Source organism: Robbsia andropogonis (assembly GCF_034047095.1).
GTDB classification, from domain to species: Bacteria; Pseudomonadota; Gammaproteobacteria; order Burkholderiales; family Burkholderiaceae; genus Robbsia; species Robbsia andropogonis.
Map to the genome: position 1 here is coordinate 1,297,593 of NZ_CP139170.1, position 18,385 is coordinate 1,315,977.

Below are 18,385 nucleotides of genomic sequence, written 5' to 3' on the forward strand. Positions count from 1 at the left end.
CCTTGCGCGCGCCGCACGTTTGAAACCGCGGCGCGGCTGCCAGTCAGCCCGGCAGGTTATACACCCAGTCCAGCAGCGCATCGTGCGCCGCGCCGCCCAGCGATGAGCGCGGGTCGTTGATGAAGCTGACGACCAGATAAGGATGCCCGTTTGCGGCAAACACGTAGCCCGCGATCGCACGGACATTCGACAGCGTCCCCGTCTTGATCTGCGCATGGCCGGCGATGGGGCTATGCACCAGGCGATGCCGCATCGTGCCATCCACGCCTACCGTCGGTAGCGAGTCGATCAGCGGTTGGGCGACCGGGCTATGGAACGCCGATTGCAGCATCTCGCCCATCGTTTCCGTACTGATCCGCGCATCGCGCGCGAGCCCCGACCCGTTATCGACAACGATGCCGTCGTCCCCGATCTTGCTGCGACGTAACCAGCGCTTGACGGCGATATCCGCGCCCTCCAACGTTGCCGGTGGCTTGTACGCCACGGCGCCGATGGTGAGATAGATATTGCGGGCCATCGTGTTGTTGCTGACCTTGTTCATGCTCTTGACGATGTCGGTCAGCGGCGGGCTTTGGTGGGCCGCAATGCGACGAGCCGCCACGGGAATCGTCGCTTCACGAATCGAACCGTTGAACGTGCCGCCCGCTTGTTGCCACAAGGCGAGGAAACCGCCCGAGAAGAAGCGCGTATGGTCCATCACCGCGATGTTGTTCTGCATCGGACCGCATCGCAAGGACAGCGGGCCTTCGAAGCTGACGTTCAACGTGCCATCGGGGCCATTGCTGATATGCGGCTGGGCGGCGGCGGTACTGCGGCACGGTCCGCGGAAAGGCCGGATATTATTGGTCACGCGCAATTGCGAGAGCGGTGGCGTGATCGTGACCTGAGCATGGCCATCGACATCTGGATCGACATTGATCGTCAGCGATTTGAACGCGTACAACAAGGCGTCCGGGCCAACGTTGTACGGCGCATCGGTCGAATCGTCGATGATGTCCGCGCTGGCCGTCGACGGATCGAAGTAGTTCTTGTCCAGCACCAGATCGCCGTTGATGCGAGTGATCCCGGCGGCGCGGATCTGGTTGATCAGGTCCGTCAGCTGTTCGGGGACCAGAAACGGGTCGCCCGTGCCCTCGATATACAGATTGCCGTTCAGTACGCCGTTCTGGATCGGACCATCAACGAACGCCGATGTCGTCCAGCGGAAATTCGCACCCAGCAAGGACAAGGCGGCATAGGTCGTCAGCGTTTTCATGGTCGATGCCGGGGCCATCGGACGCTGCGTGTTGTAGTCGAGCACCCGTTGGTCGGTGTCCAGCCTGATCACCAGGGCGCTGATCGACGACACCGGGAGGTGACCTAATGCCAGACCGCGCATGACAGTGGGCGGTAACGGGCCGGCCGGCACCTCGATGCGCTTGCCACGGGCGGACACACTGGTTGCGCGTGCATTCAGTCGCGCCGTGGATTCCGCCGCCGCGGCACGTGCCTTCGGCGACGGTTGATCCGCACGTCGGGCCCGGGCGCGTCCGGTGGTACGGCGCTTCTTGGCGGCGTCCTCATTCGTGGCCACGCGAACGATATGCGCGCCGTGGTCCGAATTCGCATGCGCGACAACGCGATGGATAGCCGCGTGCCGGGCAGCGCCGGGTATGGTACCGCCCGAGGAGGGCGTTTCGGCATGGGCGATGGGCACGGTCAGCGTGACGCAGGCCAGGGCAAGCGCCGTGAGCGCGGAGGCGGTGACAGTAAAAAAGTGGGAAGGCGACAAACCGGAAAAACGCAGCACGTAAGATCGACTCGATTGAAAGGACCGGCGGCATGCGGCGGTCGGAAACGGGAGCGGACATTGTAGACATAAGTTGCCGTCGCTTGCTTACATGTGGCTTGCTCGTAGTCCGCATTTCGCCTCCTTTCGTGACATTTCGTTATGGCTTTGCGCTTTGTCGCAGCGGTCACGCTACACTTCCCACTTCGTCCGCCAGTCCGACATCGCCATGACCGCCTCTTTGAAACTCTATCTGGCCGGGCCCGATGTTTTCTTTCGGGATCCGGTGGAACGGGGCCGACATCTGCGCGCGCGTTGCGCCGCGCATGGTTTCGATGGGCATTTCCCACTTGATGCGGACAACCCGAAACCATTGCCGCCCACGCCCGCCAGTGCCATGGCGATCTACCGCGCCAATATCGCCTTGCTTCGCACGTGCAACGCAGTGATGGCGAACCTGCAGGACTTTCGCGGTCACGAGCCGGATTCCGGTACGGTTTTCGAAGTAGGTTACGCGGTGGCGCTGGGGTTGCCTGTGTGGGGCTATGGCGCGCCGCGTACCCCGATTACCGGACAGGTGCCACACGATGCCGCGGGGCGCGACGCACGGGATTGGCAGGTGGAAGATTTCGCGTTGCCGCGCAACCTGATGTTGGCGAGCGCGATCCGCGTGATCGACGGGGATGTGGACGACTGCCTGATCGACATGCGTGCCGTGCTGATGGATTGCACCGTGCCTTTCACGCCTGGATGGATTCGCGCCCGCCACGATGCGACAGGAGGGGAATGATGCGGATCTTGCTGGTGGAAGACGATCGTATGATTGCGGATGGTGTTCGCAAGGCATTGCGTGCCGACGGTTGGGCAACCGATTGGGTTGCCGATGGTGCCGCGGCGTTGTCGGCACTGGGGCTTGAACAGTACGACCTCGTGCTGCTGGATCTGGGGCTGCCCAAGCGTGACGGCCTGGACGTGTTGCGCAGTCTGCGCGCGTCCGGGAACAAGGTCCCGGTGTTGATTTGCACGGCCCGCGACGCGGTTGCGGATCGCGTCAGCGGGCTGGACGCCGGTGCCGATGATTATCTCGTCAAGCCGTTCGATCTCGATGAGTTGGCCGCTCGCATGCGTGCGTTATTTCGGCGTCAGGCCGGGCGGGGTGATCCGGTCATGCGTTTTGGTGCGCTGACGATCGATCCGACCACCCGCGAAGTGGCGGTCGACGGTGTCACCGTGGCGCTTTCCGCGCGTGAATATGCGCTGCTCGAAGCCTTGGCGGCACGGCCTGGAGCCGTGTTGTCCAAGGCGCAGCTCGAGGAGAAGATCTATGGTTGGGGCGAGGAAATCGGCAGCAACGCGGTGGAGGTATATGTGCACGCCCTCCGCAAGAAACTGGGTGCTGATTTTATCCGAACCGTGCGCGGGCTGGGCTATCTGATCCCGCGCCAGGGTGCGGACGGTACCGGGGCAGGCCGTGTCGCCACCGCACCGGACGTGGGCAAGGGACCGCACCGCGACGGCGATACCACGCGCCACGATGGTGGGGAATAAGCATCCGATGCGATCGATCCGACGGATTCTGTTGTTCTGGTTGCTGGGCATCGTCATGCTCGGCATCGTGTTGGCTGGCGTCCTGATCTATCGGCAAGCGCAGGCCGAGGCCAACGCGCTGTTCGACTACCAGTTGCAGCAGACCGCGGCGGCGCTGCCATCGGAACCGTTTTCGTCGGTGCTTGGGAACAACGCGGTCAGCAGCGACGGCGTGGTGATCCAGATCTGGAGCCGCGATGGCGCGCAGCTTTATTACTCGCATCCGCGCTCGCCACTGGCGCCTCGCGCTGAGCTCGGGTTTTCCACCGAACACACCCCCAGCGGCGATTGGCGCGTCTATAGCGCCATCGTCGGCGACAACGTGGTGCAACTAGCGCAGCCCATGGCGGTACGCAGCCTCCTGGCCGCTGAAACGGCTTGGCGCACCGTCTGGCCCTTAGTCGTGCTGCTGCCCGTCATGGGCATTGCCGTCTGGCTGAGCGTGGGGCGCGGCTTACGGCCGTTGTCCCGTTTGGCGAAGGTGTTGGAAGCACGCAAGCCAGAGGCGGTCGATCCGTTGTCCGAGCGAAAATTGCCGCCGGAGATCCGTCCAGTGGTACAGGCATTGAACGGTTTGCTACAGCGGCTCAACGTGGCGTTCGACAACCAGAAAGCCTTCGTCGCCGATGCGGCGCATGAATTGCGGACCCCGCTGGCAGCGTTACGGATACAGACCCAACTGCTCGAACGCGCGGACGACGACGTGTCGCGGCGGGAAGCACTGGCTGACCTGAAACACGGAGTGGAAAGGGCGACGCGCCTGCTGGAGCAGTTGCTGTTGCTCGCGCGTTCGGACATGCCGACGCGGGGCATCGATGCCGCCGAGCAAAACGCGGCGGTGCTGCCCGATAGCGGCGCATTGCCTGCACTGGGCACCCCGTCGCATCCGGACCTACGTGTCCTGGCGGAATCGTGCGTTGGCCTGCTGGCGCCGCTCGCCATCGATAAGGGCGTGGATTTGGGGCTGGCGGAGGCGCAGAGCGTTCGAATCATCGGGGATGCCGATGACTGGCGCGTGCTGATTGGCAATCTGCTCGACAATGCGGTCAAGTACACGCCGAGCGGAGGCCGGGTCGATGTATCGCTCGGACCTGGGGACGAGGGCGCCTGGCTGGAAATCGTCGATACCGGCCCCGGCATCGCGGATGCGGAAAAAACACGCGTCTTCGATCGCTTCTATCGATCACCGGACGCCATGCAGGCGGATAATCCGATGAATCCCCAGGGTAGCGGACTGGGGCTCGCCATCGTCAAGCGCATTGCGGACCGCTATGGCGCGACGGTTACCCTCGCGGACCGCGCGCCCAATGGGCTGCGCGTCCGGCTGCACATACCAACATCGGCGTGAATCGTCTCAACTTCCCGGTCATTCACTGTTTCTCCTACCTTACTTAAGATCCATTTAAGCGCTTGCCCGTACGCTTCTAAACAAGCGAAGTACATGCTCAATGGAACGAGGGGAGTCGACGATGAAGGAACGGACATTCAAACGCACCGCACTGGCTAGCGTACTCACGTTGGCAGTGGCAGGCGGCTATCTTGCCGGCACGCATCACTACGAAACCGATTTTGTCGAGCCTGCGCATGCGGCGCCTAGCGCCCCTGTGACCTTACCGGCACCCGCGGCGCCGACGGCCCAGACGCCGAGCGAGCCGCCGCTGATGCCGGCGGAAGCGGCACGGCGCACCGGCGTGCCTGATTTTTCCGGATTGGCCGAGACCTACAGTCCGGCGGTCGTGAACATCAGCGCAAAGCATGAGGTACGGGCATCGTCGCGTCGCGGGCAGTCGCAGCAACAGTTGCCGATCAGCCCCGATGATCCGTTCTATCAGTTCTTTAAGCATTTTTACGGTGATCTGCCGAATCAGCAGCAGGACGAACCAAGCATGAGTTTGGGTTCCGGCTTCATCGTCAATTCGAACGGGTATATCCTCACCAATGCCCACGTGGTTGACGGTGCGAATGTCGTGACGGTGAAGTTGACAGACAAACGTGAGTTCCGCGCAAAGGTGGTCGGCGTGGACAAACCCACGGACGTCGCCGTGCTGAAGATCGACGCAACGAACTTGCCGATCGTGAAGATCGGGGACCCGAACAAGAGCAAGGTGGGCCAGTGGGTGGTCGCCATCGGCTCGCCGTACGGTTTCATCAACACGGTAACCTCGGGGATCATCAGCGCCAAGTCGCGCTCGCTGCCTGATGACACGTATGTGCCGTTCATTCAGACCGATGTGCCGGTGAATCCGGGTAATTCCGGCGGCCCGCTGTTCAACCTCGATGGTGAGGTCATTGGTATCAACTCGATGATCTATAGCCAGACCGGTGGTTTCCAGGGGCTGTCGTTCGCGATCCCGATCGACGTGGCGATGAAGGTCGAGGAAGCCCTGGTGAAGGACGGTCATGTCAGCCGTGGCCGGATCGGTGTGACGATTCAGGAAATGAACCAGACGCTCGCAAATTCGTTCGGTCTACCGAATTCGAACGGCGCGCTGGTGGCGTCGGTAGAGCCGGGTGGTCCCGCTGCAAAGGCAGGCATCAAGCCGGGCGATGTCATTCTGTCGGTCAACGGCCATGAGGTGGAGGATTCGACTGCCGTGCCGGGTGAAGTGGCGAACATCGCTCCTGGCGCGCATGCCACCATCGTCGTCTGGCGCGACAAGGCGCGCAAGACGATTGATGTGACCGTCGGCAAGTTGGGAGCCAAGGATGCCGAATCGAAGTCGACCGCTGGTACCGACCAGCCGCAAGGACGCCTGGGTGTGTCGGTCCGGCCGTTGACACCGCAGGAACGCGATCAGGCGCAGGTGAGCGGTGGCCTGCTGGTGCAGCAAGCGGTAGGTGCGGCGGAGAATGCCGGCATTCAACCGGGTGACGTGATCCTGTCCATCAATGGGTCTCCTGTGACCACGGTGGCACAGCTCCGTGAACGGATTGCCCGGGCGGGCAACAGCGTGGCGTTATTGATTCAACGGGACGATTCGCAGATCTTTGTCCCGGTTGACCTGGGCGCGGCAGGCAATAACTGATGTAGCGTCGTATGTCGTGGGCGTGTCCAAAGTGGATGCGCCCGCTTTCCTCGATATCGTCCTGGCATTGGTCTTGCATGGGGAAGCGGCTGTCCATCTGGCCGCGGCGGTTTGCCGGCATGCGGCCCACGCCACCAATAAAGGAGAATAAACACATGGCTGAACAGAGAAAAATGGCTGCCCCTGCCTGGATGAAGGGTGTGGGCGCATTGGCCATCTCGCTGGCCGCCACGCTGTCGGTATTGTCGCCGGTGGTCCATGCGCAATCGGCCGATCAAGGCAGCTTGCCGGCCGCCGCGCAGCAAGGCGACGTGACGTTCCTGTCCGGGGGCGTGGGGAAAGACGAATCCGATGCGATCAAGAAAGCATCGGCGCACTGGCCGCTGTCATTGACCTTTATCGGCGGAGACCGTAACTTTGTTGCCGACGTTGCAGTGAAAATTACCGATGCGAAGGGCGGGACCGTTCTCGAAACCTCCGCCAAGGGCCCTTATATGCTGGTACGCCTGCGCCCTGGTCATTACACGGTTCACGCGACGTATTCAGGCAAGGAGCAAACTCGCGCGGTCAATGTGACGGACAAGGGTCACGCGCGCGCCAGCTTTAGTTGGAAACACCAGTAAGTCATCTTGACCCGGTTGAGTCAGTATCGTCCGGCCGCATCGAAGCGCACGCCGCACCGTTGATTTCGGGCTCGTCACAAGTTGCATATGGCACCTTTGCGCGGGCCCGAATCGCATGCGACTGCAGGACCGGAACGTTATGACGAAACGCCGTGACTTCGGCCAGGATCGAGACGGCAATTTCAGCCGGAGTCTGCGCGCCGAGATAGAGGCCAACCGGCGAGTGCAACGTCGCCAGCTGTGCCGGTGTCACATCGAACAGCGCCAGGCGCGCGATCCGCTGGTCGCGGTGACGACGTGAACCGATCGCTCCGACGTAGAATGCCTCGGATTGCAGCGCGTCGATCAACGCCAGATCGTCGAGTTTCGGATCATGTGTCAAGGCGATGACCGCGGTACGCGCGTCCATGCCCATTCCCAGCACCACATCATCCGGCATCGCACGCGTTAGCATCACGCCCGGCACGTCCCATGAACCGGCATGGTGTTCTCGAGGCTCGCAGACGATGACGTTATAGCCAAGTGGGATGGCCATGCGAGCAAGATGCGCCGAGATCTCACCGGCGCCGATCAGCACCATGCGATAAGCGGCGCCATGCAAGGTTGTCAACGTTTCCCCATTAAAAGCGAAATCGCCTGTCTGGGCGTGTCGGGCGGCGTGCTTTTCGATGTCCGGTGCACTGTCTCGTAATGTCACCGCACCGGTGCGCATGTCCAGGTCGCGATATAGCACGGTGCGTCGAAACGATAGCGCCGCAGTGGCCGCCGAGGCTATTTCATCGATGGTGCGAGGTGGTGCGGACTGGCGTAATGCGTCGATCAGTGTCGCGAGCAGGCTGCGTTCCGTCACCGGCTCCAGCACCAATTCCAGCGTGCCCCCGCACGGCAATCCGAAGCGCCGTGCCTCTTCGGCATGGACGCCGTAGGTCACTATCGATGGCAGACCGTTCTCTGCGCACAACATGCCTTGCACGGCACGATCCGCGAGATCATCTTCGATGCAGCCACCAGAGACGGAGCCAGTGATCACCCCATCATCGCGGATGGCGACCATTGATCCCGGCGGCCGGGGTGCCGATCCCCACGTCCGCACAACCGTGCCCAAAACCACCCTACGGCCGTCGACACGCCATTGTTCCGCAGTCTCGATGACGCTCAGATCGACATTGTCCATTCGAAGACTCCGCATCTATCGTGAAGTGAGGGTTGCGGCCGACCGGTGGGCCGGTCCGGGGCGACCGGCCCAAGTATCGGCGTGAAGCCGTTGCCGTCCATGGCGAATACAAGCCGACATGCAGAGCAACTTTCGCGCCCGCCACTAGGTGGAACCATCCGCACGACCCGCTTCCGCCATCTTGCGGCAACCGGCCGACGCGTCAGCGGGGTCCCACGTCCAGCGTTTCCAACTGACTCGGACGTAGCAATGCCGGGGAGCAGCGCAACATATCCAGGAAGCTGTCAATGAGTCGCTGTGCGTCGTTGAGCAGGGTGCACGTGCTGTAGCCTGCGACATGATCGGTCAGTGCGCCAAGAATGAGCGAATGAAGAAAATTTGCGGCAAACGTGGTGTCCAATGTGTTCGGTAATTGACCTTTAGCGATCGCATTGGCTATCGCGCGCTGCAACACGTCTACCGTCCGCTTCACGTTGTCCCGCTTGCGGTCGATCACCGGTTGCATGTCGACCGTATGTTCCCACTTCAACAGCATGATTTCGATCACGGTGCACCGCCGCGGATTGTGGGCGATATCCAGCAGGCATTTAACGAGGATGGTGCGTAGCCGCCCGAGCGGGTCCGGCTCGCGGGCATCGATCGATTCCGCCATCAGTTCATCCATTGGCAGCAGTTCGCGATCCACCATCGCGACAAACAATTCGCACTTATTTTTGAAATGCCAGTAGATTGCTCCACGGGTCAGTTCGGCTGCGGTGGCGATGTCCGCCAGCGACGTATGCGCCACGCCACGCTCTGAAAACATGCGTTCCGCGGTATCGAGGATGAGGTTGCGGGTTTCCAGCGCTTCTTCTTTCGTTCTTCTGGCCATGTCGCGCCTGCGCGGGTCTTGAAAAAGGGGAGAGGATAGGAAATGGTCGAGGAGTCTTGCCCTTGCGCCGGCGATAGTCTCTACCACGCTTCCGAATGCACGTCCTGCGGCGTTTTGCCACCAGGAATTAAATGCACTGTAATACCTACATTACTGAATGTATATATAATAGCATCCACTTCGCGACGAGACATCTGTTTTGAAAGCGTTTTTTAAAATTACGATGCCGCCGCGCCTGGCCTGGGTAAGTGAGGAATTGCTTACAAAGTCAGAATGGAGAGGATGAAAACCCTGATATTAATAGGGTCATGGGCGTAGTCATGCCGAGATCTGCGAAAGCCAGTAGGCTCTCACGCGATAGATCGGTAAGGCCGCTATGTTGGCGGCGACAGAAAAGCGGTTTTTAAGAACATTTTTTAGGCAGAGGTCGTTCCATGCGCGTTGATCGGGTCAAGTACCGTCTTATTTGCGCCGCTTCGGGGGCAATAATGCTCACGCTCGCTGCGTGCGGGAAGAAGGAGCAACCGCCCGGCGCCGGTGGGCAGCAACCGCCGACGCAAGTTGGTGTGATAACGGTTCAGCCGCAGGCCGTTGCGGTCAACACGGAATTGCCGGGTCGCGCGTCGTCGTACCTGGTGGCCGAGGTCCATGCGCGCGTGGACGGCATCGTGTTGAAGCGTTATTTCCAGCAAGGCGCGGAAGTGAAAGCCGGTCAGATCCTTTTCCAGATCGATCCCGCTCCATATCAGGCTTCGCTGATGAGCGCGAAGGCCACGTTGGCAAAGGCGGAAGCGACGTTGCGCTCGGCCCAGGCACAAGCCGATCGTTATAAGACACTTGTTGCTGCAAATGCGGTCAGCAAGCAGCAATACGACGATGCATTGGCGACTTTGGGCTCGGACAAGGCCGATGTCGAGTCCGGTCGCGCGTCCGTGCGTACCGCGGAAATCAACCTGGGTTATTGCACGGTCCGTGCGCCGATCAGTGGCCGCATTGGTTCGGCATTGGTGACCGAGGGTGCGTACGTGCAAGGCAGCGCCGCCACGAACATGGCGCTGGTGCAGCAAATCTCTCCGGTGTACATCGACCTGACGCAGTCGAGCGACCAATTACTGCGCCTGCGTCGCAGTATCGAAACCGGTGCGCTGAAGGAAGCCGGCGCAAATGCGGCGAAGGTCCAGGTCGTGCTGTCGGATGGCACTACGCTACCGGACGTCGGCAAGCTCGAATTCACCGACGTGTCGGTGGATCAAGGCACCGGTACGACCACGGTCCGCGCGGTATTTCCGAATGTGAAGCGCGATCTTTTGCCGGGCATGTTCGTCCGCGCACGTATTCAGCAGGCGATCAACGACAACGCCTTCGTCGTGCCGATGCAGGGCGTCACGCATGACCAGAAGGGCGCGCCGATCGCGATGGTCGTGGATGCGAACAACAAGGTGCAGATGCGTCCGTTGCAAACGTCGCAGGCATTGGGTTCATCGTGGGTGGTGACCGGTGGTTTGCAAGCGGGTGATCGCGTCATTGTGGAAGGTACGCAGAAGGTCCAGCCGGGCGCGACGGTGCAGCCGGTGGATGCGAAGCTGCCGCCGGCATCGAAGGATCTGGAAGACACGAGTGGTGCAATGGGTGGCAAGGACGGCGCCGCCGCCATGGCCGCTTCGAGCGTCATTGTCACGTCGCCGGCCTCGGGTGCATCGTCTGCCGCACCGGCATCCGCCGCGTCCGAAGCAAAGTAAAGACAGGGGCTGACCCAATATGGCAAAGTTTTTTATCGATCGCCCCATCTTTGCGTGGGTGATCGCAATCGTGTTGATGATCGCGGGGATCATCTCCATCATGCGGTTGCCAATCTCGCAATACCCGACCATCGCACCGCCCGCGGTGCAATTGTCGGTGACCTATCCGGGCGCGTCCGCGCAGACGGTCGAAGACACGGTGACCCAGGTCATCGAGCAGCAGATGAACGGTATCGACAATCTGCTGTACATGTCGTCGACGAGCGACAACTCCGGTAGCGCCACCATCACATTGACCTTTGCGGCTGGTACGAACCCGGACATCGCGCAGGTCCAGGTACAGAATAAGCTGTCCCTGGCAACGCCGTTGCTGCCGCAGGAAGTGCAGCAACAGGGTATCAAGGTCGTGAAGTCCAGCAGCAGCTTCTTGCTGGTGATGGCCTTCGTGTCCGAAGACGGGTCGATGAACAAGACCGACTTGACGAACTACGTCGCGTCGAACATTCAGGACCCGGTCAGCCGTGTGAACGGGGTGGGCCAGGTGCAGTTGTTCGGCTCGCAGTATTCGATGCGGATCTGGCTGGACCCGAACAAGTTGAACAGTTTCGGGCTGACGCCGGTTGACGTGAAGACGGCGCTGACCAATCAGAACGTACAGATTGCTTCCGGCCAGCTCGGCGGTACGCCGTCGGTCCCGGGTCAGCAATTGACCGCGGCCATCACGGAAAGTGTCCGTCTGCAAACGCCGCAGCAGTTCCGCGACATTATCCTGAAGACCTCGACTAATGGTGCGACGGTGCGTCTGGGCGACGTCGCGACGATTGGCCTCGGTTCGGAAAACTACAACTTCAACACGAAGTACAACGGTCAGCCGACCGCTGGCTTTGGTATTCAGCTCGCCACCGGTGCAAATGCCCTGGATACGGCGCAGGCAGTGCGTGACCGCGTGCAGGAGCTGTCGGCGTACTTCCCGCACGGGATGGTGGTCAAGTATCCCTACGACACCACGCCGTTCGTGAAGCTGTCGATCGAGGAAGTCGTCAAGACCCTGCTGGAAGGTATCGTCCTGGTGTTTCTGGTCATGTACCTGTTCCTGCAAAACATCCGCGCCACGATCATTCCGACGATCGCGGTGCCGGTGGTGCTGTTGGGCACGTTCGCGATCATGCAGGCGGTGGGGTTCTCGATCAATACGCTCTCGATGTTCGGGATGGTGCTGGCCATTGGTCTGCTCGTCGATGATGCGATCGTGGTGGTGGAGAACGTCGAGCGGGTGATGGCCGAGGAAGGCCTTGGACCGAAAGAGGCCACGCGCAAGGCAATGGATCAGATCACCGGCGCGTTGGTGGGCGTGGCGCTGGTGTTGGCCGCGGTGTTCGTGCCGATGGCGTTCTCGTCCGGGTCCGTGGGCGCGATTTATCGGCAGTTCTCGCTGACGATTGTCTCCGCGATGGGCCTGTCCGTCCTGGTGGCATTGATCCTGACGCCGGCGCTGTGCGCCACGATTCTCAAGCCGGTGAAGAAGGATCATGAAAAGAAGACCGGGTTCTTCGGCTGGTTCAACCGCAACTTCAACCGTAGCCGTGACGGCACGATCGTCGGCGTCAAGCACATCATCCGCCGTTCGGGTTTCTATTTCGTCCTGTACGCGTTGATCTGCGCCGTGGTCGGCCTGCTGTTCTGGAAGTTGCCGACATCGTTCCTGCCGGAAGAAGACCAGGGCTCGATGTTCGTGATCATCCAGACGCCGCCGGGCTCCACGCAGGAGCGTACGGAAGGCGTACTGAAGCAAGTGTCGGATTACTACCTGAAGAACGAAAAAGACACTGTCGAATCGGTGTTCACCGTCAACGGCTTCAGCTTCGCCGGTCGGGGCCAGAACTCGGGTCTCGCCTTCGTTCGCTTACGTGACTGGAGTGATCGCAAGACCGCAAATCAATCGATCCAGGCATTGATTGGCCGCTCGTTCATGCACTTCTCGCAAGTGAAGGACGCGATGATCTTCCCGATCAACCCGCCGTCGATTCCGGAACTGGGGACCGGCGCGGGCTTCGACTTCGAACTCGTCGACCAGGCGGCGTTGGGGCACACGGCATTGATCGCCGCGCGTAATCAGTTGCTGGGCATGGCGAGCCAGAGTCCGATCCTGACGCGCGTACGTCCGAACGGTCTCGACGACGCACCGGCCTACAAGGTGGACATCGACAAGGACAAGGCCAGCGCGTTAGGTCTGTCGCTGTCGGACATCGACCAGACGTTGTCGATCGCGTGGGCGTCCTCGTACGTCAACGACTTTATCGATCATGGTCGGGTGAAGAAGGTCTACCTGCAGGGCGCGGCGCCGTTCCGAATGAATCCGGAAGACATCAATGCCTGGTATGTCCGCAACACCGCGGGAACGATGGTGCCGTTCTCGTCGTTTGCGGCGGGGCACTGGACGTATGGTCCGCAGAAGCTTGAACGGTACAACGGCGTCTCGGCGGTCGAAATCCAGGGTGAAGCCGCACCAGGCTACAGCTCGGGTCAGGCCATGGCGGAAATGGAGAAGCTCGCCGCGAAGCTGCCTACGGGAATCGGCTACCAATGGACCGGTCTGTCGTTCCAGGAGAAGGCGTCCGGTTCGCAGGCACCGATGCTGTATGCACTGTCCGTGCTGATCGTGTTCCTGTGTCTGGCGGCATTGTATGAGAGCTGGTCGATTCCGTTCTCGGTGATCCTGGTGGTGCCGCTCGGTATCCTCGGGGCGCTGATCGCCACGACGCTACGTGGCCTGGAAAGTGATGTGTACTTCCAGGTAGGGTTGTTGACCACCGTGGGTCTGGCGGCGAAGAACGCGATTCTAATCGTCGAGTTCGCGAAGGATCTGCATGAAGAGGGTATGAGCATTGTCGATGCAGCCATCGAAGCCGTGCGCCTGCGGGTCCGACCGATCGTGATGACGTCGATGGCCTTCATCCTGGGCGTGTTGCCGCTGGCCATCAGTAGCGGGGCCGGTTCCGGGAGCCAGCACTCGATCGGTACGGGCGTGATTGGCGGGATGTTGACGGCGATCTTCCTGGCCGTGCCGCTGGTGCCGATGTTCTACGTGGTGATCGCAGGGCGGTTCTCCGAGCATGAAAAGGTGCATCGCGCGGCGGGTACGAGCGGCGGCACGCACGATGTCGACAACCGCAAGGCCGAGCCGATCGACCGTAAGGATGAACACTGATATGAAGAAACAACAATCGTGGGCGGGGCAGTCGGCGGTGGATGCGCGCGCCGGACGCGCCTCGCGTGGCGCGCGGCGCTGGCCGGCGTCCGTCGTGTCGGTGCTGGCGGTCGCGGTACTCGGCGCCTGTAACCTGACGCCTAAGTATCATCAGCCTGCCGCGCCCGTGCCGTCGGGCTATCCCACCGGTGACGCGTATGACACGCAGCCGACGTCACAGTCGGCGACGCAGGTTCCCGCCGCGGATCTCGGTTGGAACGAGTTCTTCACGGACCCGCAACTGAAGGTGTTGATCGGGATGGCGCTGAAGAACAACCGCGACTTGCGCGTGGCGGCGTTGAACGTGGCGGCGGCGCGTGAGCAATATCGCGTCGAGCGTGCCTCGCTGTTCCCGACGCTGAGCGCCACCGGGAGCGGTACGCGTACGCGGACGCCAGCGGATTTGACGTACGTCCGCCAGCCGACCGTGAGCGGCACGTATCAAGCGCTCGGCAGCGCGCAGTGGGAACTGGATTTCTTCGGCCGCATTCGCAGTCTGAGCAATGCGTCGCTGCAGACGTACTTCGCCACGGCGCAGGCGCGCAAGGCGACCGAGATTTCGCTGATCTCGCAAGTGGCCGTGCAATATCTGACGGTACGGGCGTATGACGCGCAGTTGGTGGTGACGCAGAACACGTTGAAGACGGCCGGTGAATCGTATCGGATCTCGAAGCTGCAATTCGACAATGGCGTGGGCAGCGCGCTGGACCTGAAGCAATCGGAAGGCGTTGTCGATCAAGCGCAGGCCAATCTGCAGTCGCAGATGCGGTCGAAGGCGCAAGCGTTGAACCAACTGCAATTGCTGGTTGGCGCGCCGTTGCCGACGGACCTGCCGGACCCGTTGCCGCTCGACAAGCAGGGTATCATCGCCGATATCCCGGCCGGGTTGCCATCGGACCTGCTGACACGTCGTCCGGACATCGTCGAAGCCGAGAACAAGCTGTTGTCGCAGAATGCCAATATCGGCGCGGCGCGTGCGGCATTCTTCCCGCAAATCTCGTTGACCGGTTCCGCCGGCGCGGCGAGCGCCTCGCTTGGCCGTTTGCTGAAGCCAGGCCAGGCGTACTGGAGCTGGGGCCCGCAGATCTCGTTGCCGATTTTCTCGGGTGGCGAGAATCGGGCGAACTTGCGTTACTCGGAGGCCGAGAAAAACATTGCGGTCGCCAATTACGAGAAGGCGATCCAGACGGCGTTCCAGGAAGTCTCGGACGGTTTGGCAGCGCGCGGCACGTATGACCAGCAGATCGACGCGTTGCAACGGTATGTCGCGTCGCAGCAGACCCGGCTGGACCTGTCGAATCTGCGCTACAAGAGCGGCACCGACAGCTATCTGGATGTGCTGACCGCGCAAACGGACCTGTACACGGCGCAGCAGACCTTGGTCAGCGCCCAGCAAGCCCGTGAAACCAATCTGGTGCAGCTGTATCAGTACCTGGGCGGCGGCTGGTTGGCGCATACGGGTGACACACCACGTGATGCCGATGTCGATCCGGATTGGGGCGTCGACAGGTACGGTAACCCGCTGAAGCAAGCGGATGCCAAGCAAGGTCAGCCCAACGCGAAGTAAGATAACACCAGCGCGATATCGGCGCGGTTTACGGCGCCTCGCTGGCGGCATCCCCGATGCCGATGTGCCTGGCACCTCCGATCCGCAATGGTTCTTCAGCCCGTGTCACGCAAGTGGGACGGGCTGTTTTGCTTTCTGGCGTGCAAGAAAACGAGGTCCCTGATGACGATGAAACTGCTTTCGCAACACCGCGCTTTTGGCGGCGTCCAGCGCTTCTACGAACACGATGCCGCCGCGATTGGTCTGCCGATGCGCTTCTCCGTCTTTTTGCCGCCTTCGGTGGCCGGGATCGATACCGACGGGGCGGTCCGCGGTGATAAGGTCCCGGCCTTGTTCTATCTCGCGGGGCTGACATGCACCGAGGAAACGTTCCCGACCAAGGCTGCCGCGCAACAATACGCGGCGCATCATGGGCTGGCGTTGATCGCACCGGATACGAGTCCTCGTGGCGCGAACCTGCCGGGGGAGAGTGATGCGTGGGACTTCGGTGTTGGAGCGGGTTTCTATCTGAATGCCACCGTGGCCCCGTGGGCATCGCACTACCAGATGTACCGGTATATCGTCGAGGAACTGACGGCGTTGGTGACTGCGGAACTCCCGGTGGATCCGGCGCGTTTCGGGATCATGGGACATTCGATGGGTGGTCACGGCGCCCTGGTGCTGGGTTTGCGGAACCCGGAACGATTTCGATCGATTTCGGCCTTTGCACCCATTGCGGCACCCAGTCATTGTGCATGGGGTGAAAAAGCCTTCAAGGGTTATCTCGGCGACGATCGCGCCGCCTGGGCCGCGTATGACGCCACCGCGCTGATCGAGCAGGGCAAGCGTAGCGCGAACGACGCACCAATCCTGATCGATCAGGGGCTATCGGACAAGTTTCTGATGGATGGACAGTTGTTACCGGAGCGCTTCGAGCGCGCCTGCAGTGTCGGAGGCCAGGCCTTGACGCTGCGTCGGCAGCCCGGATACGACCACGGCTATTACTTCATCGCGTCGTTCATCGGCGACCATGTCGCGCATCACGCCGCGCTACTGTAGCGGGCGACGGGCGAAGGAGTGGCGTCCGGGTATGGTGCACGAATCAATGCGTGTGATGGTGGGCATCCGCGCCTGGCACGTGCGCATGCGCCCCGCCTTCAGTCGCCGGACTAACGGCGGCGCGGGCGTCTCGCACTTTGGCGATCAACACGCTGCCCAGGTACATCATGCCGCTGAGCGTCGTGATCCAGAAGCTGGTCGGCCAGTCCGTGTAGTAGGCCAACGTGATCCCGGCCCAGGCGCTCGCGAGCGCCAGCACCGTCGCCAATGCAATGCCTCGGCCCAGGCGGGCCGTCAACAACTGTGCCGCCGCTGCGGGACTCACCATCAGCGTGAAGATCAGCAAAACGCCGACGATCTGCGTTGCCAGCGCGGTGGCCAGCGCGACGATGCCGAGAAACAGCATCGACATCCCCCGCAACGAGACGCCCTTGGCTTCCGCCAGTTCCGGTTGCAGCGTCGCGAAAACCAGTCGACGTGAGATCATGGCCAGTGCGGCCAAGGTCACTACGCCGAGCAAGGCGAGGGCCAGTAAGGTCCGGTCGTCGACGCCGAGCACATTGCCGAACAATAGTGCGGTGACCTGGCCAGCGTACGATGAGAAAAACCGCATGAACAGCATGCCGGTTCCAAGCGAGAGCGCCAGAATAGTACCGATGGCGACATCCCGTCCCGACAGCTTTTCGCCCAGCGCGCCCATTCCCACGCCAGCCAGCAGCGTAAAGCCAACGATGCCCGTGAGCGGTGACAGCCCGAGCAGGACGGCGCCGGTGGCACCTGTGAAGCCGACGTGCGCGAGCGCGTGCCCGGCGAAGGTCTGGCCCCGCAGTACGAGAAAGTAACCGACCACGCCCGCCACCACCGCGACGATTCCCGCTGCCGCGAAGGCATGGCGCATGAAATCAAACTCAAGCATGGTGATGCACGTCCTTTTCCATCAACTGACTGCCTGACATCACGAAAATGCGGCCATTGAGTCGCAGCACGTCGATGGGGGCGCCGTACAGGCGACTGAGGATAGGCGCCGTGATCACGTCCTCGACCGTGCCCAGCGCGGCCCCGCCGTTGCCGAGGTAGAGCACGCGATCGATGGCGCCGAGTAGCGGATTCAGTTCGTGCGCGGTGAATAGCGTCGTGATGCCCAGTGACCGGGTGACATCGGTGACGAGATCGACAACCGATTGCTGCCGATGCGGATCGAGGCTGATCAACGGTTCGTCCAGCAACAGGATGCGCGGCTTGCCGATCAGGCATTGCGCCAGCAGCAGGCGTTGCCGCTCGCCGCCCGACATATCGCCGATCGCACGGTCGGCCAATTGGCGCGCGCCGACGATGTCCAGCGCCTCGTCCACCGCTTGACGCTGCGCGTCGGCATGGCGTCCGCGCCCGAAAAGCGCGGCCGGGGAAGGCCAGCCCCACCGTTGGCCTTCGACGACACAGGCCACGAAGTCCCGCCCGGAGATGCGTTGGGCCGCCTGCATGGCCCGGACCTGCGGCATGTAACCAATGCTGGATAATCCTGCCGCCACCGGCTTTCCGAACAATGCGATGCTGCCCGACGTGGCGGGAACCAGGCCGAGCAGGGCACGCATCAACGTCGTCTTGCCGGCGCCGTTCGGGCCGAGCACGCCGATAAATTCTCCTGGTGCGATCGACAACGACACGTCGTCGAGGACGCGCCTGCCCGCCAGGGTGATGCTCAGATGATCGATGCCTATCGCCGGCACGCCGACGCTGTGTCCTGC

General features: G+C 61.8%; 14 protein-coding genes and 1 pseudogene. 10 read left to right on the forward strand and 5 right to left on the reverse strand.

What is annotated here, in order from left to right; translation table 11 throughout:
* Positions 1–43 precede the first annotated feature (43 nt).
* The gene (dacB, locus tag SJQ66_RS19245) at positions 44–1,789 is read right to left on the reverse strand and encodes a D-alanyl-D-alanine carboxypeptidase/D-alanyl-D-alanine endopeptidase (protein ID WP_320535173.1); all 1,746 of its coding nucleotides are present in this window, start codon (positions 1,787–1,789) and stop codon (positions 44–46) included.
* 208 nt (positions 1,790–1,997) lie between these two features.
* On the opposite strand from dacB, the gene SJQ66_RS19250 reads away from it, so the two are divergent.
* The 6 genes from SJQ66_RS19250 (at position 1,998) to SJQ66_RS19275 (ending at position 7,004) form a co-directional block, all read left to right on the forward strand.
* Complete coding sequence (locus SJQ66_RS19250) at positions 1,998–2,558, forward strand: nucleoside 2-deoxyribosyltransferase (RefSeq protein ID WP_081764848.1); 561 nt, start codon at positions 1,998–2,000, stop codon at positions 2,556–2,558.
* Positions 2,558–3,316 carry a response regulator gene (locus SJQ66_RS19255; protein WP_082102551.1) on the forward strand — a complete coding sequence of 253 codons (759 nt, stop codon included), beginning with the start codon at positions 2,558–2,560 and terminating at the stop codon, positions 3,314–3,316. Before SJQ66_RS19250 ends, SJQ66_RS19255 begins: the two co-directional genes overlap by 1 nt.
* 7 nt (positions 3,317–3,323) lie before the next feature.
* The gene (locus SJQ66_RS19260) at positions 3,324–4,703 is read left to right on the forward strand and encodes an ATP-binding protein (protein WP_046152754.1); all 1,380 of its coding nucleotides are present in this window, start codon (positions 3,324–3,326) and stop codon (positions 4,701–4,703) included.
* A gap of 121 nt (positions 4,704–4,824) precedes the next feature.
* A complete protein-coding gene (locus tag SJQ66_RS19265; RefSeq protein WP_024902791.1) occupies positions 4,825–6,381 on the forward strand; it encodes a DegQ family serine endoprotease in 1,557 nt (518 codons plus the stop codon).
* 16 nt (positions 6,382–6,397) lie between these two features.
* Positions 6,398–6,532: a hypothetical protein gene (locus SJQ66_RS19270; RefSeq protein ID WP_260843803.1), complete on the forward strand. Its 135-nt coding sequence runs from the start codon at positions 6,398–6,400 to the stop codon at positions 6,530–6,532.
* A 4-nt stretch (positions 6,533–6,536) separates the two neighbouring features.
* Positions 6,537–7,004 carry a carboxypeptidase-like regulatory domain-containing protein gene (locus tag SJQ66_RS19275; RefSeq protein ID WP_024902792.1) on the forward strand — a complete coding sequence of 156 codons (468 nt, stop codon included), beginning with the start codon at positions 6,537–6,539 and terminating at the stop codon, positions 7,002–7,004.
* 1 nt (position 7,005) lies between these two features.
* Here SJQ66_RS19275 and SJQ66_RS19280 read toward each other — a convergent pair whose 3' ends face one another.
* Together SJQ66_RS19280 and SJQ66_RS19285 are read right to left on the reverse strand one after the other, a co-directional pair.
* A complete protein-coding gene (locus tag SJQ66_RS19280) occupies positions 7,006–8,178 on the reverse strand; it encodes an XdhC family protein (RefSeq protein WP_320535174.1) in 1,173 nt (390 codons plus the stop codon).
* 202 nt (positions 8,179–8,380) lie between these two features.
* Positions 8,381–9,049, reverse strand: a complete 669-nt coding sequence (locus SJQ66_RS19285) for a TetR family transcriptional regulator (RefSeq protein ID WP_024902794.1) — start codon at positions 9,047–9,049, stop codon at positions 8,381–8,383.
* Positions 9,050–9,483: 434 nt separating this feature from the next.
* Between SJQ66_RS19285 and SJQ66_RS19290 the strand changes: the two genes are divergently transcribed.
* The 4 genes from SJQ66_RS19290 to fghA all read left to right on the forward strand — a co-directional run bounded on the left by SJQ66_RS19290 (position 9,484) and on the right by fghA (position 16,640).
* Positions 9,484–10,788, forward strand: a complete 1,305-nt coding sequence (locus SJQ66_RS19290) for an efflux RND transporter periplasmic adaptor subunit (protein ID WP_024902795.1) — start codon at positions 9,484–9,486, stop codon at positions 10,786–10,788.
* Between the two features lie 19 nt (positions 10,789–10,807).
* Positions 10,808–13,996 carry an efflux RND transporter permease subunit gene (locus SJQ66_RS19295; RefSeq protein ID WP_024902796.1) on the forward strand — a complete coding sequence of 1,063 codons (3,189 nt, stop codon included), beginning with the start codon at positions 10,808–10,810 and terminating at the stop codon, positions 13,994–13,996.
* 1 nt (position 13,997) lies between these two features.
* On the forward strand, positions 13,998–15,602 hold the full coding sequence (locus SJQ66_RS19300; protein ID WP_320535175.1) for an efflux transporter outer membrane subunit: 1,605 nt from the start codon (positions 13,998–14,000) through the stop codon (positions 15,600–15,602).
* Positions 15,603–15,770: 168 nt separating this feature from the next.
* Positions 15,771–16,640 (forward strand): S-formylglutathione hydrolase, encoded by an 870-nt coding sequence (fghA, locus tag SJQ66_RS19305; RefSeq protein ID WP_024902798.1) that lies wholly within the window; start codon positions 15,771–15,773, stop codon positions 16,638–16,640.
* Between the two features lie 43 nt (positions 16,641–16,683).
* Here fghA and SJQ66_RS19310 read toward each other — a convergent pair whose 3' ends face one another.
* Together SJQ66_RS19310 and SJQ66_RS19315 are read right to left on the reverse strand one after the other, a co-directional pair.
* On the reverse strand, positions 16,684–17,556 hold the full coding sequence (locus tag SJQ66_RS19310; protein ID WP_024902799.1) for a metal ABC transporter permease: 873 nt from the start codon (positions 17,554–17,556) through the stop codon (positions 16,684–16,686).
* A pseudogene (locus SJQ66_RS19315) lies at positions 17,555–18,367 on the reverse strand (metal ABC transporter ATP-binding protein); the annotation flags it as partial. The gene SJQ66_RS19310 and the pseudogene SJQ66_RS19315, both read right to left, overlap by 2 nt.
* Positions 18,368–18,385 lie beyond the last annotated feature (18 nt).